Source organism: Streptomyces sp. AC555_RSS877, assembly GCF_019049245.1.
Taxonomy (GTDB): domain Bacteria; phylum Actinomycetota; class Actinomycetes; order Streptomycetales; family Streptomycetaceae; genus Streptomyces.
Genome location: NZ_JAGMUK010000040.1, coordinates 587658 through 613523, shown reverse-complemented (window position 1 = coordinate 613523; position 25866 = coordinate 587658). Strand labels below are relative to the sequence as shown.

The 25866-nt window shown below is 68.9% G+C and carries 22 protein-coding genes; 10 read left to right on the top strand and 12 right to left on the bottom strand.

The window, feature by feature from the left end:
* Positions 1-1428: 1428 nt before the first annotated feature.
* Both KUM49_RS20175 and KUM49_RS20170 read right to left on the bottom strand, forming a co-directional pair.
* Positions 1429-1782: a hypothetical protein gene (locus tag KUM49_RS20175; RefSeq protein WP_254401427.1), complete on the bottom strand. Its 354-nt coding sequence runs from the start codon at positions 1780-1782 to the stop codon at positions 1429-1431.
* 664 nt (positions 1783-2446) lie between these two features.
* Positions 2447-3085, bottom strand: a complete 639-nt coding sequence (locus KUM49_RS20170; RefSeq protein WP_217238231.1) for an HNH endonuclease family protein — start codon at positions 3083-3085, stop codon at positions 2447-2449.
* Between the two features lie 502 nt (positions 3086-3587).
* On the opposite strand from KUM49_RS20170, the gene KUM49_RS20165 reads away from it, so the two are divergent.
* Together KUM49_RS20165 and KUM49_RS20160 are read left to right on the top strand one after the other, a co-directional pair.
* Positions 3588-4253, top strand: coding sequence for a GAF and ANTAR domain-containing protein (locus KUM49_RS20165; RefSeq protein ID WP_217238279.1), 666 nt, complete (start codon positions 3588-3590; stop codon positions 4251-4253).
* A 272-nt stretch (positions 4254-4525) separates the two neighbouring features.
* Positions 4526-5044, top strand: a complete 519-nt coding sequence (locus KUM49_RS20160; RefSeq protein WP_217238230.1) for an ATP-binding protein — start codon at positions 4526-4528, stop codon at positions 5042-5044.
* A 263-nt stretch (positions 5045-5307) separates the two neighbouring features.
* On the opposite strand, the gene KUM49_RS20155 is transcribed toward KUM49_RS20160, so the two are convergent.
* The 4 genes from KUM49_RS20155 to KUM49_RS20140 all read right to left on the bottom strand — a co-directional run bounded on the left by KUM49_RS20155 (position 5308) and on the right by KUM49_RS20140 (position 8990).
* Entirely contained in the window at positions 5308-5511 is a 204-nt protein-coding gene (locus tag KUM49_RS20155) for a cold-shock protein (protein ID WP_037751662.1), read from the bottom strand.
* A 707-nt stretch (positions 5512-6218) separates the two neighbouring features.
* Entirely contained in the window at positions 6219-6515 is a 297-nt protein-coding gene (locus KUM49_RS20150; RefSeq protein ID WP_217238229.1) for a GlsB/YeaQ/YmgE family stress response membrane protein, read from the bottom strand.
* A 665-nt stretch (positions 6516-7180) separates the two neighbouring features.
* The gene (locus tag KUM49_RS20145) at positions 7181-7621 is read right to left on the bottom strand and encodes an ATP-binding protein (RefSeq protein WP_217238228.1); all 441 of its coding nucleotides are present in this window, start codon (positions 7619-7621) and stop codon (positions 7181-7183) included.
* A gap of 397 nt (positions 7622-8018) precedes the next feature.
* Positions 8019-8990, bottom strand: coding sequence for a hypothetical protein (locus tag KUM49_RS20140; RefSeq protein WP_217238278.1), 972 nt, complete (start codon positions 8988-8990; stop codon positions 8019-8021).
* 231 nt (positions 8991-9221) lie between these two features.
* Between KUM49_RS20140 and KUM49_RS20135 the strand changes: the two genes are divergently transcribed.
* Positions 9222-9716 carry an N-acetyltransferase gene (locus KUM49_RS20135; protein WP_217238227.1) on the top strand — a complete coding sequence of 165 codons (495 nt, stop codon included), beginning with the start codon at positions 9222-9224 and terminating at the stop codon, positions 9714-9716.
* Between the two features lie 257 nt (positions 9717-9973).
* Here the strand turns inward: KUM49_RS20135 and KUM49_RS20130 are convergent, their stop codons facing one another.
* Together KUM49_RS20130 and KUM49_RS20125 are read right to left on the bottom strand one after the other, a co-directional pair.
* Positions 9974-10648: an SDR family NAD(P)-dependent oxidoreductase gene (locus KUM49_RS20130; protein WP_217238277.1), complete on the bottom strand. Its 675-nt coding sequence runs from the start codon at positions 10646-10648 to the stop codon at positions 9974-9976.
* A gap of 5 nt (positions 10649-10653) precedes the next feature.
* A complete protein-coding gene (locus KUM49_RS20125; protein WP_217238226.1) occupies positions 10654-11508 on the bottom strand; it encodes an oxidoreductase in 855 nt (284 codons plus the stop codon).
* Positions 11509-11632: 124 nt separating this feature from the next.
* Between KUM49_RS20125 and KUM49_RS20120 the strand changes: the two genes are divergently transcribed.
* The gene (locus KUM49_RS20120) at positions 11633-12439 is read left to right on the top strand and encodes a helix-turn-helix domain-containing protein (protein ID WP_217238225.1); all 807 of its coding nucleotides are present in this window, start codon (positions 11633-11635) and stop codon (positions 12437-12439) included.
* Between the two features lie 205 nt (positions 12440-12644).
* Here KUM49_RS20120 and KUM49_RS20115 read toward each other — a convergent pair whose 3' ends face one another.
* Positions 12645-13133 (bottom strand): ATP-binding protein, encoded by a 489-nt coding sequence (locus tag KUM49_RS20115; RefSeq protein ID WP_374200180.1) that lies wholly within the window; start codon positions 13131-13133, stop codon positions 12645-12647.
* Between the two features lie 169 nt (positions 13134-13302).
* Here KUM49_RS20115 and KUM49_RS20110 point away from each other — a divergent pair, with 169 nt between their 5' ends.
* Entirely contained in the window at positions 13303-13668 is a 366-nt protein-coding gene (locus KUM49_RS20110; protein ID WP_217238224.1) for an STAS domain-containing protein, read from the top strand.
* 60 nt (positions 13669-13728) lie between these two features.
* Here KUM49_RS20110 and KUM49_RS20105 read toward each other — a convergent pair whose 3' ends face one another.
* Entirely contained in the window at positions 13729-14922 is a 1194-nt protein-coding gene (locus tag KUM49_RS20105; protein ID WP_217238275.1) for a PP2C family protein-serine/threonine phosphatase, read from the bottom strand.
* A gap of 1050 nt (positions 14923-15972) precedes the next feature.
* Here KUM49_RS20105 and KUM49_RS20100 point away from each other — a divergent pair.
* Together KUM49_RS20100 and KUM49_RS20095 are read left to right on the top strand one after the other, a co-directional pair.
* On the top strand, positions 15973-16896 hold the full coding sequence (locus KUM49_RS20100) for a hypothetical protein (RefSeq protein ID WP_217238223.1): 924 nt from the start codon (positions 15973-15975) through the stop codon (positions 16894-16896).
* Positions 16893-17051 (top strand): hypothetical protein, encoded by a 159-nt coding sequence (locus KUM49_RS20095; protein WP_217238222.1) that lies wholly within the window; start codon positions 16893-16895, stop codon positions 17049-17051. The genes KUM49_RS20100 and KUM49_RS20095 overlap by 4 nt, the downstream gene beginning before the upstream one ends.
* Before the next feature lie 189 nt (positions 17052-17240).
* Here the strand turns inward: KUM49_RS20095 and KUM49_RS20090 are convergent, their stop codons facing one another.
* Both KUM49_RS20090 and KUM49_RS20085 read right to left on the bottom strand, forming a co-directional pair.
* Complete coding sequence (locus KUM49_RS20090) at positions 17241-18680, bottom strand: DUF1996 domain-containing protein (protein ID WP_217238221.1); 1440 nt, start codon at positions 18678-18680, stop codon at positions 17241-17243.
* Positions 18681-19402: 722 nt separating this feature from the next.
* Positions 19403-20260: a caspase family protein gene (locus tag KUM49_RS20085; RefSeq protein WP_217238220.1), complete on the bottom strand. Its 858-nt coding sequence runs from the start codon at positions 20258-20260 to the stop codon at positions 19403-19405.
* A gap of 426 nt (positions 20261-20686) precedes the next feature.
* On the opposite strand from KUM49_RS20085, the gene KUM49_RS20080 reads away from it, so the two are divergent.
* From KUM49_RS20080 to KUM49_RS20070, 3 genes are all read left to right on the top strand, one after another.
* Positions 20687-21550 (top strand): leishmanolysin-related zinc metalloendopeptidase, encoded by an 864-nt coding sequence (locus tag KUM49_RS20080; protein WP_217238219.1) that lies wholly within the window; start codon positions 20687-20689, stop codon positions 21548-21550.
* A gap of 319 nt (positions 21551-21869) precedes the next feature.
* A complete protein-coding gene (locus KUM49_RS20075; RefSeq protein WP_217238218.1) occupies positions 21870-23771 on the top strand; it encodes a peroxidase family protein in 1902 nt (633 codons plus the stop codon).
* Position 23772: 1 nt separating this feature from the next.
* Entirely contained in the window at positions 23773-25806 is a 2034-nt protein-coding gene (locus tag KUM49_RS20070; RefSeq protein WP_217238217.1) for a serine protease, read from the top strand.
* Positions 25807-25866 lie beyond the last annotated feature (60 nt).

Below are 25866 nucleotides of genomic sequence, written 5' to 3'. Positions count from 1 at the left end.
GTTCAAGACTTCCGCCCGGGCGATCCTGATGGCGCGGGCTCCTCCGTTCTTCCCTCAGTGATCAACTACCTGTCAAACGGGGGACTGCGAACTGCTGTTTCTGCTCTACTGCGAACTGCATCTGCGGGTACTGCCACCGCGTCAACCGCGGTCCTGCTCACGGCGGCCCCTGATCACTGCGGGCCACCCGGTCCGGCCGTCAGTCCCGTCGCCGTCCTGCAACCGCTCTGGCTCCGGAACTCCACCACCGCACCGTCCTGCGAACTGCGACTTGCTGTACTGCTGACCGGCAGTTCGTGTCTGCCAGGCCTTGCTGTCTCTCTGAGCTACGAGAGCAACCATAACCACACCACCACCCAATGTCTACTCCAGCCACTACAGATTTCCGCGCGCTCGACGACGAGATAATCAGCCGCGAACCGAACAGTGACGGAGGACGAACACCAGACAGAGCCGGCCACAATCCCAGGAAGACAGGGCGGGCAAGACGCAGTCAGGCGCCGCCGGGGGCCGGCCGAGCCGGTGGCGGGTGGTGAACACGAATTCGTGCGGGACGTCGCGTACCGGCAGCGCTGGCGCCCGCGGCCTTCCCGGTCAGCCACGCTCAGACGCCCCGCGGCCACCTCCACTCAGTCCGGCACGCCCGCGTCAGGCAGCCGGCTCGCAGATGCCGGGATGCAGTGACGTGAATCGACTGAGTTGCCGGGCGGTCATTGCCGAGCGCTCGACACCAAGCCAGGCCGCCCGTCATCCCACGTCGGTCCCCCGCGGCCGCGGGCGTTCCCCAGACCGGCCCTCGGACGCGGGGGGTGATACCGAGGAGCGGCCACCTCCTGTGCCCAGCGGGCGGCGGCCTGGCGGCGCCTTTCCCACCTCGTCCTCGCGGGCCGGGGCGAGCGACTCGTCGGCGGCCCGCTCCGCGGCCGTACGGCCGCGAGCGTCGCCAATTGAAGACCGCTCCTCAGTGGTGCTGGGACCCGTACCCAGCGGACGGCGCATGTGCATGTGGTGAGTCTGCCAGGCAATGATCAGCCGGAAGGCCGGCAGGCGCAGGCAGGGCGGGCGCCGCAACCGACTCGGGGATGGCCGCGGCACCCGCCCACATACGCATCCGGAATCCCTCGGGGAGTTGGCACCCCGGGCACGTGCAGGCCCGGTGCCCCGTCAGATCCCGCGTAGGCACGGCCATCCAGGTGATGCGCCAGGACATGTCTCAGCCGGTCATGCCCTGACGCCGTCGCCCGCCAATCGCGTCGGTGCCGGCATGCGGACGGAAAGGTGTGGCGGCCCTCTGGAAGCAGCGCACGGCATCCTCGTCAAGGCAGGTGATCGTGGAGGCGGCGACTGCCGAGCTGGTGTCCCTGGGCGGGGTTTGCCGAAGCCAAGGAGCGTGAAGGCAACGGCGCCGTGCTGGGTGCGGCCGCTGGCCTAATGGGTGGCGGACCAGGCTTGTGTGGTGTGGTGGATCCAGCGCTGGATGGTGGTGTTGATGCTGTCGGGCAGGGCGCTGAGCTGGTCGATGGCTTCCCGGTCCGCGAACTGGGGCGGGACGCCGGCCGTGGTGAGGGCGGCGTGCAGGTCCAGCCGCCTTCGGTCGCGCGGGCCGATCGCGATGTCGAGGCGCCGGGCGGGATCCGGCGGCGGCAGCAGGAAGTCGTCCTCCGTGGACTGCAAAGCCGTCTCCCAGCCCGGGGTGCCGGGCTGGTCACAGGAGTACGGGTCGAAGAAGGCCTGCGCCGCGGCGGGCTCGAAAGTGCCGGACTCGAAGGCTGTGGCAGTCAAGAGGATCTCCTCGCGTGAGGGGTATTCGGTTCTGCATGCCAAGACTCGGTCCGCGCACAGACCGGTTGCAGGACCAGCCCCACACCACACGGAAGGCCCCATCGGCAGCTCAACCGCCCATCACATCAGCCCGCTGCACCCGGATCCTGGTTCCGGCTTCCAGGACCGCGCCTGCCCTCGGCGACGTCGGAGACACCGCTGGATCCGAGCGGGACAAGGCTGAAGACCTCGGCCTCCGCCTGCCCTCCCCCGACGAGTTCGCCGTGTTCATCGCCGACTTCCTCAACTGCCCGCGTCGCAGGGCGTGTCCGAGCTCACAGCGGCTGTCGGGAGGGGCAAGGAACAACGGGAGTTGGTTGTCCGTTCACCTATACGTGGCTGCGGAGGGGACAGTGTCCCCGGGCCTCACCCCCCGCCCGTGGGGAAGATCGTTCGGCTGAAGCCCCACGGAGCCTTTCGCCGCGAGGCGACCGCCCTCCGCATGTCACCGCGTGCGGCCCCGGCTGGCCTCCCCCGTCCAGCCGGGGCTTCTCGCATCGGGTCAACCGCACGACCCGGACCGGCCCCGGGGCGTGTCAGGACTCCGCCGAGGACTGCTTCGGTATCCCTTCTGCGTCGCCACGGCAGATGCCGGAGAACTCATCGCCGACAGCGGCCAGGGCCTTCAGGGGGCCGGGGTGTACGTGACCGTCGCGCCGGAGCAGCCTTCGGCGAGGCGGGTGAGGGACTCGCGTTCCTCGGTGTCCGCGGTGAGCTTCCACCGCAGTTTCACGGCCGTCCACTCGATGACGTAGGGGCAGGTCGCCTGGACGTTGGGCGGCAGCCACTGTGCGGGGTCCTGCTCGCCCTTGCTGCGGTGGGACGCCGCCGAGACGGCGACCAGAGCACGGGCGTCACCGAGATCGTTGGCGTACGCCTCGCGCCGGGCGGCGGTCCACTGGGAAGCGCCCGACTCCCATGCCTCGGCCAGCGGAATCATGTGTTCCACGTCCAGGCCGGCGGCGGTGCCGAGTTCTCTGGCGTCGTAGTAGGACCACCATGTGCCGCCCTGAAGCCTGCACCCCGCCTCCACCGTCGGTGCGCTGACCGCTTCGGCCACGAGGACTTCATTGCGGGTGTCACATCCGTCGTCGGGTTTGGCGCCCACGTTCCAATGAGTGAACGTCGCTCGGCTGTAACCTGTGCGGGACTCGGCGGCCTGCGGGATGGCCGCGATGGCCTTGTCAAGCGGCAGCGCTTCCGCGTCGGGAGCCGTCGCTGCGGGCAGGGCGAGGAGGCAGGCGGTGGCGCCCGAGGCGCGCACGGGGTCACCCGGTCGGCCGTAGGCAGAAACGATGCGTCAGCGTGGCGCCGGTCAACCGTGGTTGACGGTGAACTGGGCCTCCGAAATTGAGCACCCTCGGCGTGCCGGGGGGGCGCTCCCTCGGTTGCACGGTGAAACTTGAGATGTGGCCTGCAGCGAGCGGTCCAGGCGGTGTCCCGTCGTACGCACTCTCGTGACGGCGGCGCGCCGGGCCGCGGCCGAGCCGCAACACAGCGAGCTCGCCTCCGGCCGTGCCAGTGTCCGCTCACCCAGCCGTGCCCCTGACTTCTTCGTGCCGGCGCCGGCCCTGCCTCACAGGTGATGGCCGACCGGAGTCTGAGAGCCTTGATCTGCGCGCCTCGGCATACGCACTCCGGAAACCTTCGGGCCCCAGCGCCGCCGGGGGTGACGGTCGGCCGCAACGTGCAGAGCTGGGGGTACTGTGGCTGGACCTTGATCGAGGTGGGTGGTGGCTGTGGAGTGGCGTGAGTACGCCGAGCAGATGGCTGTGCTGGCGCGGGATCTGCTGGCCCAGGACTCGGTCCAGGCGACGTTGGATGAGATTTCGGCGGCCGCGGTGAGGCTGGTGGACGGCTGCGACGCGGCCGGGATCCTGGCGGTGCGCAAGGGCCGCGCCGTGACGCTGGCCGCCTGCGGGGACATGGTCCGGGAGTCCGACCGCCTGCAGGGTGAGCTGGGCGAGGGACCGTGCTTCGATCTTGCCCGCCGCAGGGACGGCGAGCGCGTGTACCGGATCGCGGACATGAGCCGGCCCCAGCCGGCCTGGCAGCGGTTCGCCACCGAGGTACGCAAGCTGGGCGTGGGCAGCATGACCGGCGTCCTGCTCTACACCGACAACGAGGACTTCGGCGCGCTGAACCTCTATTCCCGCCGCCCCGGAGCCTTCGGCAAGGACATCGAGACCGCCGGCTGGCTGCTCGCCTCGCATGCCGCCGTCGCGTTGGCCAGCGCCCGCACCATCGACCAGCTGGAACACGCCATGGAGATTCGCCACGCCGTCGGCGAGGCCATGGGCATCCTCAGGGAACGCCACCAGCTCACCGAAGACGACGCCTTCAACGTGCTGCGCAGCATCTCCCAGCATCACAACATCAAGCTGCGCGACGTCGCCCAGCGAGTCCGGACAGAAGGCACCGAACCAGCCTGACGACAGGGCCTTGCCGTCTTCCTTGGGCCGTGCCCCTGGCCCAGCCACGTGGCCTGCCTTCGCCAGGGTCTCGCTTGAGCAGCCAGGCGTGAGGAGCGCTCCTCACGGCGAGGCCGGAGGCTGTACACCGCTCCGGCTCGGTTTTCGTGCACGCCTCCGCGGCACACTCGAATAGCAGAGCGGGGAGCCTGTGCATGGTGTGCGCGGTCGGTGCCCGGGTATACGCACGACCGAAAGCCGCCCAGAGCGGCGACCACGACGAAAGAACGCACATGGTCATCCCGCTTATGAAGCAGGCGGCAGATGAGCAGGGCATGGATGAGGACGCCAGGCTGCGCTGCAGCGCGGTGTGGGCCGATGGCGCGGCCCGCGCCGTCGACGCGCGCCAGGCCCTGCGCGCCTTCCTCGCCCACGCCGCACATACCGGCTGCAACCCTGTCCCGGCCCCTCTCGCCCAGGACGCCGAACTCACCGTCAGCGAACTGGTCACCAATGCCATCCGGCATGCCCCGGGCCCCTGCGGGCTGATCGTACAACTGTCCGGTGAAGCACTGACGATCACCGTGTGGGACACCTCCACCGAGGAACCGATAGTGAGGCACGGCGACCGGCACCGCGTGGGCGGTCACGGACTACACCTCGTGCATGCGATCAGCGAGCGGGTCGTCGTCGCACCCCGTACCCGGGGAAAACAGATCACTGCGCACCTCAGACTGGCACCCACCGAGACCGCCGCTGGGAGCAGGAGCGTCTTGTCCGCTTCCCTCGGCAGAACACCGCAGACGCCATGAGAAGCAGGGTTCGCAGAACGCTCTCGGGACGGCAGCGGCTTGGCGACCGCGGTTCCGCCGCTGACGCGGACCAAGAGGGTGCGACGGGACGGTGGCGCGCCAGGCGCTGACCCACAGTCCGCCAACTGCTGCCGCGCGGCGGATTTCAGGTCCGGGCCGGGCGACGTGGTCGACACCTTGATGATCGACCACGTGGTCCGCAGAGCCGGCACGGCACCCGGGCGGGAGTACCGCCTCGAGCACCGTGCCGGCCTTGGGCGATGTCAGGCGGGAGTGATGTTCTCCGCCTGGGGGCCCTTCTGGCCTTGAGTGATGTCGAAGGTCACGGCCTGGCCTTCCTGAAGCTCCCGGAAGCCGCTGGCGTTGATGTTGGAGTAGTGCGCGAAGACGTCGGGACCCCCGCCGTCCTGCGCAATGAAACCGAAGCCCTTTTCGGCGTTGAACCACTTGACGGTTCCGCTGGCCATGCCGATGCCTTTCATCCTGTTGAACGGGTCCGCACCGCGCGTACCCGGAGGTGGTCGTCTTGGTCCTCGGGTACTGCACAGCAAGACGCCCGCGCCTATGCGCGGGCAGGAGCTGCGAACCACGACATCTGCGGACGACGCTACAGGGCGGATGCGCCGGTCACCAGTGCGTAAGCCCTCTCAAACAGCGGTGTTGCGTTGCCTCGCCCTGGATCCGGCCGCACAGGCAGCGCTCCATCGCTGCGTGCAGCGCAGTGGTACACCACCGGTCCGTGACGCCGAGAGCACCCCTCTGTGCCCGTTGGTTGTCTGAAAAGCAGCGGTCGGGAGCTTCTCGGACGCCGCCGGATTCTCCGGGCGGTGCCTATACACCGAGGACTGAATCAGCGCTCCCCAGCTACTGAGGTCTTCCGCCCAGGGATGACGTGATCTCGCTGGTGGATGCGTCCTGATGTCATACGGCGTCCCGACCGGGCGGCCTGACCGCGCAGCGGCGGGTCCGGCGGGAGCAAGTGCGGTGTGAGGCTGCCGAGTTACTCAAAATGGGGGTGCACTCAAAGTAGAGGCGCATTCTCGGCACTCGTCGAGGTCGGCTTGGCAGCATTCGTCCAGCAGCCCGCTGCACAACGCACGCGAGTGCCCCCGCGTGAAGACGGGGGCACTCGCGGACTTCGCTTCATCGTGTTGGCACCCGGATGTCCGGGTTGTCAGGCGTGGACGTGCCCACGCCGATGTCCTCGCCCGTGACCCCGGTTGGTGACCAGTCGGTACAGCGCGAGGAGGATCACGGAACCGACGATGGCCGCGATCCAGGTAGACAGCTCGAAGAAGCCGTCGATCGAATCGACTCCGAAAAGCACCTTGCCGAGGAAGCCGCCGAGCAGACCTCCGGCGATACCGATGAGCATGGTGACAATGATTCCGCCCGGGTCCTTGCCCGGCATGAGCGCCTTGGCAATGGCGCCGGCGAGCAGACCGATAACTATCCACGCGATGATGCCCATAGCAGAGCTTCTCCCTTGTTCTCGGTTCGCCGGACGTGTTTCCAAGGAACACCGAGCCAAACAGCGGTCCCATGGCATCCCGCCGCGTCGTGCAGTCTGTCGAGGGTCGTGAACACGCGGGTGTCTGCCCGGTGTATCCATCCGCTGCCGATCAGCACTCCCCGAAGAAGAGCAGGGCATCGCGGAAACCTCCCTGCTGAACGGCAGTTCGGCGGCGCCGCACGATCGACCGGGCCCGTCCGCCGCCGCCGTGGTGATGGTGGAGGCATACGTGCTTCGATGCCTTGGGCGCGACACCGGGATCTCGACATCGGGAGGTCTCGCGCCGCATCTGCCGTGAACTCGAATCGAACCGCCCGCGTTCAAGGAACGGCCGCTGGACCGCGCCATGTTGCCCATGCTTGGCCTGGCGGTGCGAGACGTCTGCAACCCGCAGGACTGGTCCGACGACGGCTGGAAGCCGGCATCCAAGGCTCCGCTCCACACGGCCAGTAGGCGGGAGCACGTCACGGCCTCCGGATCTGCCCGCATTCACGCGTGGGGATCCCGGCGACCTCATCGCGACCGCGAAGGTGTCCTACCGGCTCGCCGGCACCAGAGCCCAGGTGGCGGCTACCGCCACCGGCTGAACGAGCCCGACGGCCCGAGGCGTCCGGCCCCGATCGTCAGCCTTGCGCCAGGACGGCGGTGGGGCATGGCACGACCGCCATCACCGCCTTTCCAGCCATATGGACGTGGACCTGGACGTCGTCCGACAGGTCCTGCACCAACGGCCAGCCGAACCCGCCCGGCTCGCCGGCGTCCCAGGTAACGGGCTGCGGCGGGGCCATGCTGGCGTCGTGCACCGCCACCGTTACGGCACCCAGCCCGACTTCCAGCCTCAGCTCGGTCACCCCGTTGGCATGCCGCAACGCGTTGGTGACCAGCTCGGACACCACCAGCAGCACTGACTCCGCGCCGCTCCCGCCCTCCGGCGCGGCCACGAGCAAGAAGCCACGGGTCACGTCCCTGGCCTGCTCAGCCGTCCACAAGCGGCCGTCATCGACAGGGTCGCGGCCTTCCGTGGGTGAATGCACCATCACGATCTCCAGCAGCTCGGCAGTCAAACACCGCCCGACTGCCCGGGACAGATCGGATAACCCCGGGAATCAGCCACTGGCCGGCATTGGTCACGAAAGGTTCCAGCCGTCCGCACCGCACACCCACAGCGTTACCAGTTCTCCTCGACCTTTCCCGGGACAGGCATCGCCAAGTGCTGCCCGAGACCACCGCGGCGGCCGGTGCGGCTGACGGCCCTGACCATCAGTAGGTACATCGTCATGCCGTACGCGGCGCGCGGCGCCTGTGCGCTTGCTACGGGGACTGCCCCGACGAGATGCCGCGCCGGAGCAACGGCGTCGTCGACCGCCTGCGCGGACGGCCGGCGCGGCAATCTGCCGGCCACCCCGTCCAGACCGCGATTCCAGCACGAGCCTCACCCCCGTGCACAGCGCACCGGTCGGGTCAGGAAGCGCGGCGGAAGACGGTGGCCGGGCCGATGACGCCGGGGCCGAACTTGTCGCGGACCCGGTCGATGGCCGCCTCGGCCACCAGCCGGTCTTCGCGGGCGTCGTCGAAGCTGATCTGCCGGGCGACCCGGTCGGCGTCGACCAGGTCCTCCCCCCTCAAGGCCAGCGCGGTCAGTCGGCCGCGCTGCAGACCGGCGGCATCCATCAACTGGTAGGCGAGAGCGCGCAGATCGTCGTCGTGCGCGGACGGCTCGGGCAGGCGGCGGGTCTTCTCCCACGACGTACCGCCGGCGAACCTCAGGTTCAGCGTCAGCGCACGGGCCACCTGTTCGCGGCGGCGCAGCAGAAGCCCGAGGCGGACCACGAGAGCGAGCAGGGCGGCGCGGACTTCGGCGCCGTCCAGGATCTGCCGGTCGAAGGCGCGGCGGACGGTCACAGCGGCGGGCAGCGTACGCGGGACGACGGGTCTCGGGTCGATGCCCCGGGCACGGTCGGCAGCCAGGCGGCCGGCGCGCCCGCCCAGCAGACGCTGCACCGTGGCGGCCGGGAGGGCTGCGAGCAGGCCGACGCAGTGGATGCCGTAGTCACGCAGCACCGCCGCCTGACGGGGACCGATGCCATGCAGAGCCTCTACGGGCAGCGGACCCAACCAGTCGGCGACCTGCTTCGGAGCGACGGCGAGTACGCCACCTGTCGCGCTGATCTGGCCGGAGGCGGTCGCCGCGACCGTGATGGACGGCCCGATGCCGATCCGGACGTCGACTCCGAGGCGGGAAAGGGTACGCACCCGCAGCACCTCCCCCAGCCGACGGGCATCCGCGCCGTGATAGCGCAGGGCGCCCTTCAGCTCCACCAGGGCAGCAGTGGGCGGCAGTGCCTGCACGACCGGGGACAGCTCCGCCAACAACTCCAGAACCTGCCGGTACACCTCCTCCGGTACCCGATCCGGGCAACAGCGCACATACATCACCGTGCTCTGACCTGCTGGTGCCTCCGCCGTCACGACATCCACCTCCCACCCCCACGTTATCGAACGATAAATCGAACATGCGAGTGTGTGGGCTGATCATCAGCACTGCAGACATGGCGCGTGGGCACGCCATGCGGCTGGTGCGTATCGGCCTGCGATCGGCACCAGACCCTCCGCTGATCAACGAGCTCGTGCGGTGCCTGATCGGGATCGTGTGATGCTGGCGTGATGACTGATCGAGAGGTTGCCATCGTCCGCTGGCCAGGTCAGGAGCTTTCCGTGGACCGGTTGGGTGATTTGTTGGCGGCCTACCATCTGAGGACCGAGGCCGAGAAGGGCGAGGCCGTTGCCGATACGGACGGGTTGCCGGACCGCTACCGAGCAGAAATCTTGGACCCTCGGGCCGCGTTCGCCGACGATGTCGTACTGATCGCTCTGAGTGGCGAAACGGCCGTGGGCTGCCTGGTGGTGACCGCCCCCGTCGGCGGGCGGTCGGAAATCAAGAGGCTCTGGACAGACCCGGACTTCCGAGGTCGGGGCATCGCGTCCGGCCTGGTCAGCGCCGCGCTTGCGCATTCCGCGGAAACCGGCGTCAGCGCGGTACGGCTGTCGGTGTGGAAGTGGCGGTCAGGTGCCATCGCCCTGTACGGGCGGCTCGGCTTCACCGTCGCCGAGTCATGGGAGAAACGGGAGCAACTGCTATGCATGGAGCGCTCCGTGTGAGTGGTCACGAGTTGGCAGCCCGGACATGGTCCGGCCGGGTGCGCGGCTGGCCCAGGCCGAGGCGGGGCATCCGTACCCGAGTGCACCTTCGTGGCCACCGCCGCCGCGCGAGCGCCCAGGCCGTGGTCGTCGGTCCGGGTGTCGGTGCCGCCCGATGACTTCTTCTGCTCGGCCCTTTGCACGGGCCCGGCAGCATGACAATGAGGCCGCACGTCGTCGGACCCGCTCTTCGGTCACCCGGGCACCCGGGCACCCGGTCACGACTCAGCCAGGGAGCAGGGTCTGCGCAGGATGAGCAGTGGCTGGGCCCGCGTGGTGTGAAGCTGCCACAATTCCTGGGCCACCCCGTCCGGTTCGTGTCCTGCGCCCGGCCCGATCGGGCCAACAACCGTGAGCTGCGCGGCGTGCACGCCATCGTCGGCGAGTGCCTCGTGGAGCAAACGCACGTAAGCCGACTCGGCCGCGTAGGCGATTCCCGACACCGCGCGGTCGCGATGCGGTTCGACGGCGGCGCCGCCGGTGGTGAACAGCAGGGTGCCGTGCCGTCGGCGGCGCATGTCCGGCACGACCGTGCGGACGGCCGCCGCGGCGGCGACGACGCTCAGTGCCAGTGCGCTTTCGATGTCCGGCGGACCGGTGTCGAGTACGGGCTTGATCCACGCGAGACTCGGCCGCGGGCTGAACAGCACCACCTCGATCGGACCGAGCCGCTCGCGCAGTGCGCCGAGCGCCGCTGCCAGGGCCTGCTCGTCGGTGACGTCCGCGGCTTCGACTGCTGTCGTCAGGCCCTCAGACTTCAGGTCGGCGGCCATAGTTTGCAGGCGTTCGGCGCTGCGTGCGATCAGCCCGACCGGATGTCCTTCGCGGCCGAACCGGCGGGCCGCCGCGGCGCCCAGGCCGGGCCCGGCGCCGATGACGACGAACGCGCCCATGCTGCTCACACCGCCTCCAGGTCCACGCTCTTGGTCAGTGCTTCGTTGGCATCGATCTCGCCTCGCATCCGGTCCAGGCGGGCGCGCGCTCCGGCGAGCGCGTCGGAGCCGAGCAGCAGTCGCAGTGGCGGTGTGTCGGCATCCACGGCCACGGCGATGGCTGCGGCAGCCCGTACCGGGTCGCCGGGCTGGCGGCCGAACACGCCCAGCGTGGCCTCGCGGCGCTTGCCGGCGGTCTTCTCGTAGTCGTCCAGGCGGATCGGGGACTGCTGCATCGACGCCCCCGCCCACTGGGTGCGCAGACCGCCGGGCTCCGCGATCGTCACCTTGATGCCGAGTGGTGCGAGTTCCGCGGCCAGTGACTCCGACAGGCCCTCCAGCGCGAACTTCGTGGCGTGGTAGTAGCCGGTCGCGGGGAAGGCGGCCAGGCCGCCGAAGGAGGAGATGTTGACGATGCTCCCCGAGCGGCGGGCCCGCATGCCGGGGAGCACGGCCTTGAGGACGGTCACCACGCCGTGCACGTTGGTGTCGTACAGGGCGCGGACCGCATGGTCCTCGCCCTCTTCGACGGCGGTCAGGTAGCCGTATCCCGCGTTGTTGACCAGGACGTCGATGCGCCCGAACTCTGCCTCGCACGCCTGGACGGCCGCGGTCACCGACTCGAGGTCGGTCACGTCCAGCCGGAGAGCCAGCGCGCGGTCGCCGTACCGGGCGGCGAGATCAGTCACGGACGTGCGGTTGCGAGCGGTGACAGCCACCCGGTCGCCCCGCTCAAGGGCGTGCTCGGCCAGGGCGCGGCCCAGACCACTGGAGCACCCGGTGATCAGCCATACAGACGTTTCGCTCGTTTCGTTTGCCATGCCTCCATGGCAACAGCAAGGCAGTTGACGAGCCACACCCCCTTGAGGGGGGCTCTCGCAGGGTCAGCTTCACGAGTGGCGCAACAGCGGGCCCGGCCTGTGCGTAGCGGTAAAGTCCCTCTGGATGGCACCTGACGATAATCAGCTCGGTTCCTTCCTCCGCAGTCGACGGGAGAAGATCGACGCTGCCTCCGCCGGCGTTGTCGACAACACGCGACGGCGGGTCAAAGGGCTGCGCCGGGAGGAGTTGGCGCTGCTCGCCGGGGTCAGCCCTTCCTACTACGCCCGGATCGAGCAGGGCCGCGACCGGCATCCCTCCCGCGAGATCCTTGAAGCCCTGGCCCGTGTCCTGCGTCTGGACGACACCGAGCGGGCCTACCTGGGGTCCCTGGCAATGCCGTCGCTCACCCCGGCCGACATGGACGCCATCCCTGCCCCCACTGTGCGGCCGGGGGTGTTGCACTTGCTGGAGCGTTGGATTGACCTTCCCGCGTTCGTCGTCACACCCAGCCGCGACGTGCTGGCCAGCACCGCGCTCGCCGCCCGGGTCAATCCGGCATGGAGGCCGGGGCGCAACCTGATCGAGTTCACCTTCCTCGACCCGCGCGCACAGGAGGTCTATCCCGACTGGGACGAGATCACCCTGCAAACCGTCGCAGGTCTGCGCGCCACGGCTGCCACGCGCCGCACCGGACTCGACGGCTTCGTGGCGAGCATGTGCGAGCGCAGCGAAACCTTTCGTGCCCTGTGGGACTCCCATGACGTGTACGAGCGCGTGATGGGTGAGAAGCGACTCGCCGTCGATGGCCTCGGTGTCCTCCGCCTCAGTTTTGAGACCTTCGCGCTCGCCGGGCCTGAGGGCCACGTCTTGTACGTGTACTTTCCGCAGCCCGGCAGCACGGACGACGAGGCATTGCGCAGCCTTGCCTGAGAAGGCCGGCCGACAACGAGAAGCAATCCGGCCTGGTCAATCACGCAACAGCCTGAGCCGGCCCGGCCCGGCTCGGGTCGGGTCGCCGCCGGGCGGTGGTGTCGGATTTTCGGGGCCGGTCACTCCTCCGCCGACATCGCCCGCGGTGAGCACCCCGCTTCACGGCAGGCCGGAAAGGCGGTGGGCCGAGGTGGAGCGCCGGCTGCTACTGCGGACGACGTCCGCTGACGCCCCCGCCGGGAGCGTCGGGCAGGGCGATGCGGGCGGTGATGCGCTTGCCGACCGGCTCCCGCTGGACCTCGAAGCCCTGGGCGACGGCCATGACGATCTCCAGGCCGTGCTGCCCGACTCTGCCCGCGTCTGCCGCCCGGGGCACCGGCAGGACCGGGTCGCTGTCCCACACGACCACTTCCACCACGGCGCCACAAATGCGCAGCTCCATCAACACCGGCCCGGGAGCGTACTTGCGCGCGTTGGTGACGAGCTCGCTGACCACCAGCTGGGTCAGGTCTATCGCGCGGGCGGACACCGGGATGCCGTGCTCGGCCTGGACGCGGGTGAGGAAGTCAGCCGCACGGTGGCGTGCCTCAGCAATGATGTGCCCATCACCGTCCAGGGCGACGGTGTCCTGTACCGGTTGGGCACCTGGTGCCACGCTGCCCTCGCCATCGGGAATCGATTCCGCCGGGTCCACCTTTGTTCCCCCGTTCACACGTCCGCGCGTACCCGGCACCATGCCTCCCATGCCCCTTCGAGCTCCCGGATAAAATACCGAACGATTGTTCGCCGTACCATCGGGGCAGGCTGTCGACGCAATACCGTCGGGGCCCGAGTCCCTCCCAGCGAGCGCAGTCGAGGAAACGGTGACAGACACCCACGGAGCAGCCCGGTCCGGCCAGCTGTCGGTCGACCACACCACCGTCCATGACATCCGGGTGGTCACTCTGCGTGGCGAGATCGACCACACCGTCAAGGATGTGCTCAGCGAGGCCCTGTTGCCTGACGGCGGGGCGACGCCGCAGCGGACCGTGGTGGACCTCAGCGGCGTGACGTTCATGGACTCCAGCGGCATCAACGTCTTCGTCGCCGCCTACCAGGCGGTGAGTGACGCTCAGGGATGGCTGCGCATTGCCGGTGCCCAGGGCTCTGTGCTGCGAGTCCTGCAACTCGTCGGCCTGGATGAGGTCATCCCGTGCCATCCCAGCGTCGAGCGGGCCGTGACCGCCTGACCCGCCCAGGAGAAAACACCCAGCTGCGGCGGCCTGGGCCGACCCGAGGGCCGCTGCGGCTCATTGCTGCGGGTCGGGTCTCGTTTCGGCCGATGAGCGACGGTTGCCGTGCCAGTCCAGTATCAGAACCGTGGCGTCGTCCTTGAGGTTGCCATGGCAGGCATCCAACACCGCGGCGGTCAGGCTTCGGACCGCTTCTCTTGGATGCTGCGCGCGGGTGTCGCGAACGATCGAGGCCAGGTCGACGGCGGCGGCGTCGCGCTCCTGCATTCCGTCGGTGAGCAGGATCAGTCGGTCTCCGGGACGCAGTTGCAGTTCCTGTACGCGGTAGGCAGCGGACGCTGCCACACCGAACGGCAGGTTGACGGCCAGTTTGACCTCTTCGACGGCGCCGTCACGCATCCGCAGTGGCCGAGGATGGCCGGCGTTGACCAGTTCGCAGAGGCCCGTTCCGAGGTCGATGCACAGCAACTGTCCGGTGGCGAGGCCGCGGCTGTGGCTCAGCAGGGCCTCGTGGGCCTGGTGGGCCTGCTTGAGGGCGTCACAGCCGCTGCGGCGTGCCCGCCGCAGCGCGCCGACCAGCAAGGTGGCCAGCAGGGCGGAGTTCGTGTCGTGGCCCATGGCGTCGGTGATGGACAGGTGCAGGGTGTCGCGATCGACGGTGTAGTCGTAGGTGTCGCCGCCGATGTCGTCAGCCGGAATCAGCCCGGCGGCGAGGGTGAACTGGGCCGCCTCGCAGCAGGGGGCCGAGGGAAGCAGTTGGTGCTGGATCTCCGCGGCCAGGCTGGTCTCGGTGGTGCGCCGGCCCAGGTGGTACAGATCCGTGAAGCGGCGGTCTGTGACGATGATGTAGGCCAGCGCGTGTGCCGCGTCGCGGACCTGGCGGAGCACGGTGTCGTCGGCGGACTGCAGGGTCAACTCGAGGACGCCGATGCAGTCGCCGCGGTTGGTGACCGGCGTGATGACGCGCTGTCCGCCCTGGCCGTCCGGTGCCACGTGCTGGTGCTGGCTCTGCAGAACACTGTCGTAGACGCTGCCCTGCAGGTCGATCGGCCCGACATGGTCCGCGACATCCCCGCCGGCCGCGGCGAGCCGTACCAGCCGCTGACCGATGAGGTCGACGAACAGAAACGACACACGCTCCGCACCGAATCGCTTTTGCAGGTCCTGTGCCACCACATCGACGGATTCACCGGGCGGCGCCGCCTCCGCAGCGGCCAGCAATTCACCCAGTTCCAGATCTCCACCCTGCACGGCAACCTCCCATCGGCTGCCGCAACTTCTTCCCCGAGTCTCCGCAACATCACCTGGTGTGCCCAAATTGCCTGGTCAGGACGGCGAGCCAGAGAGCGGTACGGGCTGCGGACCGCCTCAGACTCACCAGAACCGTGATCCGCGCTCACAACTCGTCGCACCCAGGGCGCGTTGGTCTCGACAAGTCACCGGAGTCGAAGGCGCCACAGGGCGGCCGGTCGCACTGCGCCCGGCACTTGAGGTCGTCAACGCGGTGGAGGAGTGCGGCACCATGCTCGCCCGCCGGAGTTGGAAGGCCGGGTCGCAGGCGCGAGGCGGGTCACGCGGCTGCCGCCCCTGGGCGCGGCGCAGCCCGAACCTGTGCGCGAACCCCGTCGACCTCGTAAGCCAACCGGGTGGATGACTCACCAGCCCACCTCGGCCGACTGGTCGCGCAGGCGCACAGGCCACAGGCCCACAACCGCATCGGACCCGACTGCCACCGCATTCATGGCCCGGGCCGTCCGAGTCGCCCAGACCACGCGTCTCTGCAGCTCTTCAAGCGAGACGGTCCGCAACGGCAAGTACCACAGCAGCCGCAACAAGGACCGCTGAGCAGCAGACCATCACGGCCCGGCTCCACGCGCCGTCAGGCTCGGCATCGGCGCCCAGGTCGTCCCGCTCGGACTGGGAGCCTGTCAGCCCGAGCGGTGCTGCGTACGGCGTAGCGTCGTCCACGTGAGGATTCACGCCCGGACCAACGCGTGATCAAGATTTTCGACACAGCACAACGGCCGTCACCACCCTTTCAGCCCAGACCGTCCTTTCTCCGGACGACGTGTTCTCCATGCCTGCTGCGATGGGTTTACCAGGGGCAGCAGGCGACCAGGGGACGAAGCGGACCGAGCCGGTGACAGCCGTACGGACGCGAACGGGCCCAGCCTCCCGGCGATCTTGTCCGGGGTCCCAGAAGATGGACCCCGGTGGCCCGGCCGCGGGAGTGGCCGATGGGCAGCTGTATCCCCTTGCGCGGCCGGCTGGACCGGCCGCCTGACCCCCAGGAGCACACCGATGACAGTAGTGACGGACGCGCTCGTACCGGCGTTGGAGGATGCTCGCGAGGCGCATGAGGCCGTCGCCGCCCGGTTCAGGGCGGATGTGGCCATCATGCCGCCCGGCCCGTACCGGGAGATGCTCGAAGGCCAGATGGCCGACGTCGAGGGCCAGCTCCAGCGAATCGAGCACCATGTGCGCGAGCTCCGACCCCGTGGCGGGCTGGTCGCGGACGGCGTCGACATCGCGCGGTCCATCTCGCGCGGCGCCGTGCGGACCGTCATGCTGCCGCTGACCATCGGGTCCACGCTCGTGACGGACATCTTGCGCGGCGGGCGTCCTGCCGACGAGCGACGGCTGCTGAGCAACGCCGAAGACGAGTACGCGGTCACAGCCCGGGCGCTGGCGGCCTGCAGGGCCGGCCAGAGCATCGCGGAAGCGGTCCATGACCAGACCACCGCCGACCTGCTCGCCGCGTTGCGCCGCGAGGACGAGGAACTACTCGAAAGGCTGGAGGACAGCGTCGCCTATCACGCCCGGGCCGTGGCGGCCGCGTCCAACGGCTTCGTCCGGGAGAGCGGCGGCGGCCTGGCCGACACGGCGGCCCGCACATTCCGGACGGCCGCCGACCGGGTGAAGGATGTCGCCCAGAGCGGCGGACGGCGGGTCAGGGATGCGGCCGAGGGCGCGGTGCGGGAGATGCCCGAGCCGACCCGCATGGCCGAAGGTGTGCGGGGTGCGGTGGCCCGCGAGGAGGAGCTCCCGATCGCCCGCTTCAGCCAGCTCAGCGTCGACGAAATCAAGCAGCAGCTGCGCCCGCTGTCCCCGTCGGACCTGACGGCGATCGAGGAATACGAACGCAGCCACTCCCACCGGCCCCCGGTCCTGGATGCCATCGAGCAGCTGCGCAGCAGCGTACGTCGCCCGGTGACGACAGCATGAACCCGGACAAGATCACCGCGCAGTCGCAGAAGGTCTCCGTCAGGGTCGCCCTCCCTGTCCTGGACCACGAGCGAAGCCACCGCCAACGCCAACGCCAGGAGGTTGTCTGCGGCGCCGGCACACGCACCGGCGGGCGTCTTCCGCTGGACGGCTGATCGCAGGACAGCCAGGCGCGCTCCTGCTTGGCTGTCCGTCCACCGCGGACTCAGCCCCCGCTATGGACGCCATCCCCGCAACTACCCGCCAAGACCGGAGACTCCGTCCCATTGGGGATCGCTCCCACCGGCATTCCGTTCATGGCGGTGGGCGCCGTCAGCGCGACGCCCACCGCTCGGTACTCGGACTCAGCTGCACTTACGTCCGGTGTTGATGCACTGGACCGCCTTGTTCATCAGCTTCGCGTCGAAGACGTTGATGAAGTCACCGTGGTCGGTGACCGGCTTGTGCTCCTGTTCGGGGAAGCTGTCCAACGAGAAGAACGGACGGGTCTTGCCGTTGTCCTTGAGGCTGGGCGCGTCCACGTCGTACACCAGACGCTGGACCAACTGCGGAATGGCCTTGAAGCCGGTCGCGCAGTTGCCGTTGGCGTCAGCGAAGGCCACGTGCGTACGGTGGTTGGCGCTGTCGATGTTCCTTCCGTCCCAGCAGCTCTGGAACTTGAAGGTGCGCACCACATCGCTGCCTGAGGGGCAGAGGGGGTACTTGTCCTTCAACTGCACCTTGTTCTCGAAGCCGGTGCAGCTCCAGGAAGCGTTCGCGTTGGCAGTGCCGTTGACGAACGCCTTGGCGTCACCGGTGATGATGCGCAGGAACTTGGGCATCGCCACCACCTTGCCGCGGGGGCTGCCCACGAAGTCCAAGGTGGCCTTCTTGGCCGTCAGAATCCGGCCCGTGTTGCCCTCGAGGCCGCCGCCCTGCTTGTCGGCGTCGAACTCCTTCGTGCCGTCCTGCAGGCGCAGCACCGGCCAGTAGTAGGACGACTTGTCGCCCTTGTTCTGGCAGCTGGTCCCGGCCTTGGCGAAGTCCTGGTCGCTCGAGAAGGCGTCGTTGTCCTGGTTGCCGACGTAGTCGTGGAAGTGGTGTGCGCCGTTGGTGACACCGGGCGCGACGATGACGTTGTCGCTGTTGTACAGCTTGTTGGCGTTCACCCCGCACTTGGTGACGAAGACACCCTTGGAAGCGTTCGCCGACTTGGCCGGCGTGCGCACATTGGCCTTCACCTTGGTGATGTCCACGAAGTCGGCGGCGACGGGGCCGTTGCCGGCCCTACCGGCATTGGTGTTGTTGCCGCCCTGACCGGCGTTGGGCTGGCTGCCGGTGGCGCGCAGCGTGCAGGCGGCCAACGCATCCAGGCCCTGCGGCTTGGCTGCCACACGGCCGATGGCGATGGCGATCCGGTCGATGGTGGCCTTCCGCTTGTCCTTCAGCGGACCCACGATCGCGTTCTGGGCGAAGTTGGGGTCCTGCTGAATCGCCTTCTGGGAGGTGGAAAGGCGCTGGTATGCCTCGGATATCTGCTTGTCGAGGAGTGCCAGTTCCCTGTCGACCTGCGCCTTCGCCTGGGCAGGCACTGATGTCAACTTCTGGCCTACGTCGGGGCAGTCGAGGGTGGAGGTGCCGGCCGCGAGCACCTGGTTCTGGGCAGAGCCCTTCGACGCACCGGATTCATCGGCCGAGGCGTAGATGTTGACCGCCACCAGCCCACCGGCCCCTACGGCCAGTGCGGCCGCCGCGCCTACCGCCCGGCGGGCAGTCTTCGATCTCTTTCGCGTATTGCGTCTCATCAGGCCTCTCAAGGACATCTCCGGAGCCGGCAGGACTTCCGGCGTGGGTGAAGCGCGTCCTCAGATACGAATGTCAGCGTCAAATACTCAGCGAATTCTCAAGTTCGTAGATTCATCCATCCGCAAAACGGCGCATGAGAGCCCAATCCGGGCCGAGGCCGGCTTGCAGTGGTGGTGACCAGTTCACTGGCTGTCGTCGCCACGCCCACGGCGCGGCCGGAAGGCCGGTGGGATCGAGGACGGGCACCAGGTCGCCCAGACCGGTGGCGGTGAGTTCGAAGCGTCGGCCGACAGCAGTCTCTGCGCCAGCCCGGGGGAACAGCCTCTCCTGTACGCACATGAGCACGGGTCGGGGTTGGGCAGCGTTCTCTACCGTTGGGGAGGTCAGTGGCGGAGCCAGGTGCACATGCGGTGGGCCAAAAAATGTGCCTCCTCGACCGCGTGGCCCTGCAGCGGCGACATCGGCGGAAGGCACGGGGCACGGGGCACGGTGGATCGTCACTACGGGGGTGTAGGCAGGTCTGCCGTAGCCTTCGAATGTCGCGGCCGACGGGCAGAGTTACTGCCCCCGGCCGCGCCGATCTGGGCCTCTGAAGTGGACGGTGCCGCACTCATCAGAGGGAAAGGACAACACCCCCGCGGGGGACGGCGAGCCCTTCCCCGGTGTGTGGAACTCCCGTACTGCGCGGGTCGGTCGGGCCCGCACGTCGTTGCGGGCTTCTCTATACGGTGAAGGGCCGCTGCCGCAGGAACGAGTCGTTGGCCTGACCGGTGACGAACAGGCCTGGGCTCTGGTTGGGCGGCATCCTGCGGAGGATTTCGCGGTGGAACGACTTGTGTCCGCCCGTGAACTTCCCCTCGCTCCAGACCTCACGGAGTGTTCCGGTGAAGAGCCCGTTTTCCCAGCCGTCGGCGGCCAACTGGTTGTCCGCGCAGGCGGAGATGAGCAGGACGCTTGCCGGTAGGTCAAGGGTGTCCTTCGGCTGCAGATTGCGCTGGATCGTGTCGTAGAGGGTCTTGTCCCGGTCGTACGCCTCGCGCTGTGTGTCCGGCGGCATGATCCGGGAGGTGACCTCGATCTGGTCCGGGTCGCGGGTCTGGTACTGCTCCTCCATCGCGTCCGAGGTGAGAAGACTGCGCACCGCCCTGACGGCTGTTTCGCTGTGGCAGCAGTCGAAGTAGGCGGAGATGCGGACCCCTTCGGCGAACGCCTCGAACTCCTTGTAGAGCTCGTCGTCGATGAACTCACGGTCGTAGAGGACCAGGGTTTCGTCGAGGCGGTCGGGCTCGTCCTCCGGCCCGTTCCTGTCGGGCACCTGGCCACCGTGACCCGAGTAGGTGAGGAGCAGGATGTCGCCGGACGACAGGACCCTCGCCGCCTTGCGGAGCTCCGCGGTCACGTTGTCGACCGTCGCGTCCGCCGCGAGCAGCATCGTGCGGTCGTCGAAGCCGGCGTCCCTGGCGATCTGCTCCATGTCGCGGGCGTCGTTTTCGCACGCGTTGAGCTTGCCGTCCCACCCGCCGTACTTGGCGGGGTCTACGCGGTTGAGTCCGATGTGGAGTGACACGCCATGGGCCATGGGATGGCCTCCTTCCCTACGGACGGGATGCGTCCGGAGTGGATCCCCGAGCCTGAGATGATCACCCATTTACCCCAATTCTACCGAAGAGTTGCTTATATGGCGTTTCCTTGCATGTGCCTCTGCCTGCGCCTCTGCTTCTGCCTCTGCTCGCGTCCTTCTCCGCGTCCTCTGCCCGCGGAGAACCGTGCCGCGACGGTCGTCCCGTCGACCACGCTCTGGAGAGTGGCCGATTCCGAAAGTGGATGCGTCAACTGCGGGACGCATGGCGCTGCCCCGCAGCACAGTCACGGATCCGCCGACGGTCGGCGCTCCGGCTGGGCAGCCGGTTGAGCGAGGCGAGGGCTCGACGCGCGCCGGTACTCCGTTCGGCCTAGCCTGGTAGAGGGAGTGACTCTCATCGGATGTGAAGCGAGGAGATCCGTGATGAGCAAAGTCACCACTGGCACCTTCAAGACGTATCGAGCGGTAGCCGACTTCCAGCGCGCCAAGGAAATCGCCGACACCACATCACCGTTCACCATCGAAGTCCGCTTCCTCGGCGGACTGACTCCACATCAGCAGGACGCCTTCGCAGCAGCGGCCGATCGCTGGGCCAAGGTCATCGTCGGGGACCTCGACACCGCGGTCGTCGGCGACGACATCATCGACGACCTTCTGATCGAGGCGGAAGGCGTCACGATCGACGGCCCCGGCGGCATCCTGGGCATGGCAGGTCCCACCGACTTCCGCGACGGCAGCGCCCTGTCCGGGGCGGGGCTGCCCGCGAAGGGCGTGATGAGGTTCGACTCCGCTGATCTGACGAAGATGGAGACGGACGGCACGCTCGTCGACGTCATCACCCACGAAATGGGGCACGTACTGGGCATCGGAACCCTGTGGAAGCCCTTCGGCCTCCTCACGGGAGCCGGCGGCCAGGACCCCACCTTCACGGGCCCTCGCGCCCAGGCGGAGTTCGCCGCGCTCGTCTCGGAGGCCCAGCCGGTACCCGTACCGGTCGCCAACTTCGGCGGGCCGGGGACAAGGGACAGCCACTGGCGAGAAGCAGTGTTCGTCAACGAACTCATGTCACCGTTCATCTCGGGCAGCAACAACCCGTTGAGCCGGATGACCGCAGCGGGCCTCGGCGACCTGGGCTACCAGGTCGACCTTGACGGCGCCGAGCCGTACACGCTCCCGGACCTGCTCCGCATCGCCCGGTCGGGTGGACTCGTACCGCACACTGCGCCAGTCGGCGACGGCATGATGTTGCCCGCCGTCCCCACCCAGCTGCCGGCCACAACGCCCTGACGGAGGGTGTGCTTTCCGCGCGAGCGGAGCTGACTGGCGTCGCCGGGAGTGAGAGCGGCCCTCCGCAGGAGTCGCAGCCCGGCATCTCCCCTGCTGCCGGCGAGGAGGTCGACGGCGCGAACACGGGCCGCCGGTCCGCGCAGGCCGAGTCCTGGCCCGCGACCAGGGCCACGAACAGCTCGCGGCCGGCCTGACCGGCGAACTCGCCCAAGTCGCCTGCGCGGCCACCACACGTCGTACTTCGTCGCCGCCATCCCCTCCACATGACCAGCGAGAAGACGGGCGACGTGATCCTCGCAACCGCCCAAGGAGTACCGCGATGAGCAAGCAACGACGCGCCGCACGACGTTCCGCAGCCGGATACCGTACGTCACTGCCCTGGCGGGTCGTCACGGCCGGCGCCAAGTACGTGGACCGGCGCATCGGCTGGGACAGACTGCCCGTCATACCGGGCCTGCTGACGCTCCTCGGACTGCGCGTCGAGCTCCGGCAGAAGAACCTGCACGACACCGGCCACCTGCCCTCGGTCGATCTGCCCGATCCGGCACCCCCCTCCGAGACCCACAAGGTCAACCGGACCCCCGACGGCAGCCACAACGACCTCGACGCGCCCCGTATGGGCATGGCGGGCACCCGCTTCGGCCGGAACATCCCGCTGGACCGGATCGCCCCGGCCACACCCGAGGACGTCCTGTCCGCGCCGAACCCTCGTGAGGTCAGCCGCGCCCTGCTCACCCGCGACGAGCTCATCCCGGCGGAATCGGTCAACTCCCTGGTCGCCTCCTGGCTCCAGTTCATGGTCCGCGACTGGTTCAGCCACGGGACCGGCCCCACGGAACAGCCCTGGGAGGTCCCCCTCATGGACGACGACCCGTGGCCGGAACACCCCATGCGGATCATGCGGACACCGGACGACCCGACCCGCGACCCGCACGCACCAGCCGGGACACCCGACACCCGGATCAACGAGTCCTCCCACTGGTGGGACGCGTCGCAGATCTACGGGACGAACGAGACCGAACAGCGCCTGATGCGCACCGGCGAGCTGGGCAAGCTGCGTCTGTGGGACGACGAGCGATCCCCGTTCCCCTCGGTCCCTTCCCGGGAACCCTCCCCAGACCGCTTCCGAGACCCTTCCCAGGACCGCCCCCGGGATCCCTCGCACACCCCCGGCTTCTGGCTGGGCCTCGCCATGATGCACGACCTGTTCGCCCGTGAGCACAACGCGATCTGCGACCACCTCCACGGCGCGTACCCGACCTGGAACGACGAGGAACTCTTCCAACGCGCCCGACTCGTCAACGCCGCGCTCCTCGCCAAGATCCACACCGTGGAGTGGACTCCGGCCGTGATCAGCCACCCCACCACCGTCAAGGCACTGCGCGCCAACTGGTGGGGCATAGCCGGCGAGCGCGTGCACAACCTCTTCGGCCGGATCAGCGACAGCGAGGTCGTCAGCGGCATCCCCGGCGGCGAGACGGACCACTACGGCGTCCCGTACTCCCTCACCGAGGAGTTCGTGGCCGTCTACCGCATGCACCCCCTCATCCGCGACGAGTGGCATCTGCGCTCAGCCGCCGACGACACGACCCTGCGCCACTGCACCCTCCGCGACATCTCGGGGCCCGGGGCGCTGAAGGCCCTGGAGACCACCGAGATGGCCGATCTGCTCTACAGCTTCGGCACGCTTCATCCCGGACTGGTCACCTTGAACAACTTCCCCAGGTTCCTCCAGGAGTTCGAGCGCCCGGACGGCCATCTGCAGGACCTCGCCGCCACCGACATCCTGCGCACCCGGGAACTGGGCGTCCCCCGCTACAACGAGTTCCGGCGGCTGCTGCGGCTGAAGCCCGCGGCGAACTTCCTGGAGCTGACGGAGAACCGCGCGTGGGCCGAACAGATCCAGTGGCTCTACGACGGCGACATCGAGAAGGTCGACCTCATGGTCGGGCTGTACGCGGAGAAGCTGCCGGCCGGATTCGCCTTCAGCGACACGGCGTTCCGCATCTTCATCCTGATGGCCTCACGCCGACTGAACAGCGACCGCTTCTTCACCGAGTACTACACCCCCGAGGTGTACTCCAAGGCCGGTATGGCCTGGATCGACGACAACAGCATGATCACGGTACTGCTGCGCCACCACCCGGAGCTGCGTACGGCTCTCGCGGGGCTGACGAACGCCTTCGTGCCGTGGCACACCGCCGGAAGGACGGTGACCTGACATGGCAGCGACGGACAGGTCGAGCGAGGACCGGGAGCGCCAGGCCGCGGCAGCCGCCGCGCGGTACGACGAGACCGGCGACGAGCGGCGGGCGGTCGAGCGGCAGCAGGAGGCCGGAGTCACCTTCCCGGATTCGCAGGAGGCGCTTGCGGCGCGCGCGGCCCGACTGCTCGACCGGCACGCGGTGCCCACCGCCATGGTGGTGGAGGCCGTCCGGGCGGAGCCGCTGGCAGCGACCGCCGCCTACGAACGCATCCTCGGGGTGTCCAAGGACCTCCAGGCATGGAGCTTCCTGCCGCGCGGCGCCCGGGCGGCACGCACCGTCGCCCGGATCTCGGTGCGGGAGAACGGCCGCGAGCTGCCTGTTGGCACCGGCTTCCTGGTGTCTCCGAGCCTGCTGATGACCAACCATCACGTGCTCACCGACGCGGAGGCCGCCCGGCAGTGCTTCGTGGAGTTCGAGGCCCAGGTCACCGTCGACAACACCCCGCACCCGACAACACGGCTGGAACTCGACCCCGACGAGCTCTTCGTGGCCGACCCACGCCTCGACTTCGCTCTGGTGCTGGTGTCCCCCGGCCCGGACCTCCAGCCGCCCGGGGAGACGTTCGGCTGGAATCGGCTCAGCGCCCAGACGGGAAAGCTGGTGATCGGCGAGCCCGTCAACGTCATCGGCCACCCGATGGGGCGCCTGAAGGAGATCGCCCTGCGCGACAACATGCTCCAGGTGCGCCTCGACGACTTCCTGCACTACAAGACGGACACCGAGCCCGGCAACTCAGGCTCGCCCGTCTTCAACGACCAGTGGGAGGTCGTCGCGCTCCACCACAGCGGTGTCCCCAGGACCGACGACCAGGGCCGCATCCTGCGCCGTGACGGACAGGTCTGGCGGCCCGGTGACGGCGACGACGCCATCGACTGGGTGTCCAACGAGGGCGTACGCATCAGCTCCATCCTGAAGCACCTCGCCGCCTTGTCCCTCACCTCCCGGCAGCAGGCGTTGCTGGCCGAGATGGGCCCGGAGTCCGGGCTGCGCCGCGCGGAGGCCGCCGTCGGCCCGACGGCGGTCCCGGCTCCCACCGTCGCAGCGCCGCACCCGGCCGCCGAGAAGGCCACCGCGCGTGTGGGTCTGCGCGCCCGGGACGGCGCGTTCGGCGGCACACGGCATCTGGTCTTCCTGCACGGTCGCTCCCAAGAGGGCAAGGAGCCCGAGAAACTGCGCCGCGAGTGGGCGGCCGGACTCAACCAGGGGCTCGTCCGTGCCGGGCTGCCCCCGGTCGACCCGGCGGACGTCTGGTTCCCCTACTACGGCGACAGACTGGTGCAGGCCCTGACCGCGCACGAGGCCGTCCCCCGCATCGTCGAGGCGCCGACCGCCACGGCTGCGGAGGTGGTCGCCCCCACCACCCCCACCGCCCGCGCGGTGTACGAGGAGATCGTCGGCGAGGCTGCCACGAAGTGGAACATGCCCCAGGAGGGCCAGTTGGCCACCGAGCGGTTCGGCCTGGGCGACGTGGTCGGAGCCCTGCAGAAGCGGCTCAGCTGGCTGGCCGCCAGGAGCGACCTCGACGCATGGGCCATCGCCCTGATCTTCCGCGACGTGGCCGCGTACCTCGACGACCGGCGCATCCGGGACGAGGTCCTGGACTGCGTACTCGAGACCATGCCGGACGCGGGAGAAGTGGTGCTCGTCAGTCACAGTCTCGGCACGGTCGTCGGCCTGGATCTCAGCACACGACTGTCCCCCGGAGTGAGCCTCGTTCATCTGACCACGGCGGGCAGTCCCCTCGGCATGGACAGCGTGTACAACAGGCTGCTCGTCGGCGGGCCGAAGCGTCCGGACGTCGTGGCCGACTGGCTCAACGCCTGGTGCCCGACCGACGCGGTGGCCATCGGATGCCCGCTGGGCGACGACTGGGCGGACGGACTGTCCGACCTCGCCGTCATCAACGCCCGCGACCGGGCGCACAGCATCGTCGAGTACCTCGCCCACACCGAGGTCGCCCGGTCGATCGGCATCCACCTCGGCGGCTGACCCTGTCGTTCCGTCACGCCGCACTCCGCATCGAGGCACCTTTCTCCGGGCCGCACGGTG

What these genes read in the sequence shown, in the direction of transcription:
- KUM49_RS20090 (WP_217238221.1), bottom strand. Translation starts at nt 18,680, where the DNA reads ATGAGACGCAATACGCGAAAGAGATCGAAGACTGCCCGCCGGGCGGTA.
- KUM49_RS20120 (WP_217238225.1), top strand. Translation starts at nt 11,633, where the DNA reads ATGGCACCTGACGATAATCAGCTCGGTTCCTTCCTCCGCAGTCGACGG.
- KUM49_RS20070 (WP_217238217.1), top strand. Translation starts at nt 23,773, where the DNA reads ATGGCAGCGACGGACAGGTCGAGCGAGGACCGGGAGCGCCAGGCCGCG.
- KUM49_RS20075 (WP_217238218.1), top strand. Translation starts at nt 21,870, where the DNA reads ATGAGCAAGCAACGACGCGCCGCACGACGTTCCGCAGCCGGATACCGT.
- KUM49_RS20085 (WP_217238220.1), bottom strand. Translation starts at nt 20,260, where the DNA reads ATGGCCCATGGCGTGTCACTCCACATCGGACTCAACCGCGTAGACCCC.
- KUM49_RS20095 (WP_217238222.1), top strand. Translation starts at nt 16,893, where the DNA reads ATGAACCCGGACAAGATCACCGCGCAGTCGCAGAAGGTCTCCGTCAGG.
- KUM49_RS20100 (WP_217238223.1), top strand. Translation starts at nt 15,973, where the DNA reads ATGACAGTAGTGACGGACGCGCTCGTACCGGCGTTGGAGGATGCTCGC.
- KUM49_RS20080 (WP_217238219.1), top strand. Translation starts at nt 20,687, where the DNA reads ATGAGCAAAGTCACCACTGGCACCTTCAAGACGTATCGAGCGGTAGCC.
- KUM49_RS20155 (WP_037751662.1), bottom strand. Translation starts at nt 5,511, where the DNA reads ATGGCCAGCGGAACCGTCAAGTGGTTCAACGCCGAAAAGGGCTTCGGT.
- KUM49_RS20150 (WP_217238229.1), bottom strand. Translation starts at nt 6,515, where the DNA reads ATGGGCATCATCGCGTGGATAGTTATCGGTCTGCTCGCCGGCGCCATT.
- KUM49_RS20165 (WP_217238279.1), top strand. Translation starts at nt 3,588, where the DNA reads ATGGCTGTGCTGGCGCGGGATCTGCTGGCCCAGGACTCGGTCCAGGCG.
- KUM49_RS20135 (WP_217238227.1), top strand. Translation starts at nt 9,222, where the DNA reads ATGACTGATCGAGAGGTTGCCATCGTCCGCTGGCCAGGTCAGGAGCTT.
- KUM49_RS20130 (WP_217238277.1), bottom strand. Translation starts at nt 10,648, where the DNA reads ATGGGCGCGTTCGTCGTCATCGGCGCCGGGCCCGGCCTGGGCGCCGCG.
- KUM49_RS20125 (WP_217238226.1), bottom strand. Translation starts at nt 11,508, where the DNA reads ATGGCAAACGAAACGAGCGAAACGTCTGTATGGCTGATCACCGGGTGC.
- KUM49_RS20160 (WP_217238230.1), top strand. Translation starts at nt 4,526, where the DNA reads ATGGTCATCCCGCTTATGAAGCAGGCGGCAGATGAGCAGGGCATGGAT.
- KUM49_RS20140 (WP_217238278.1), bottom strand. Translation starts at nt 8,990, where the DNA reads ATGTATGTGCGCTGTTGCCCGGATCGGGTACCGGAGGAGGTGTACCGG.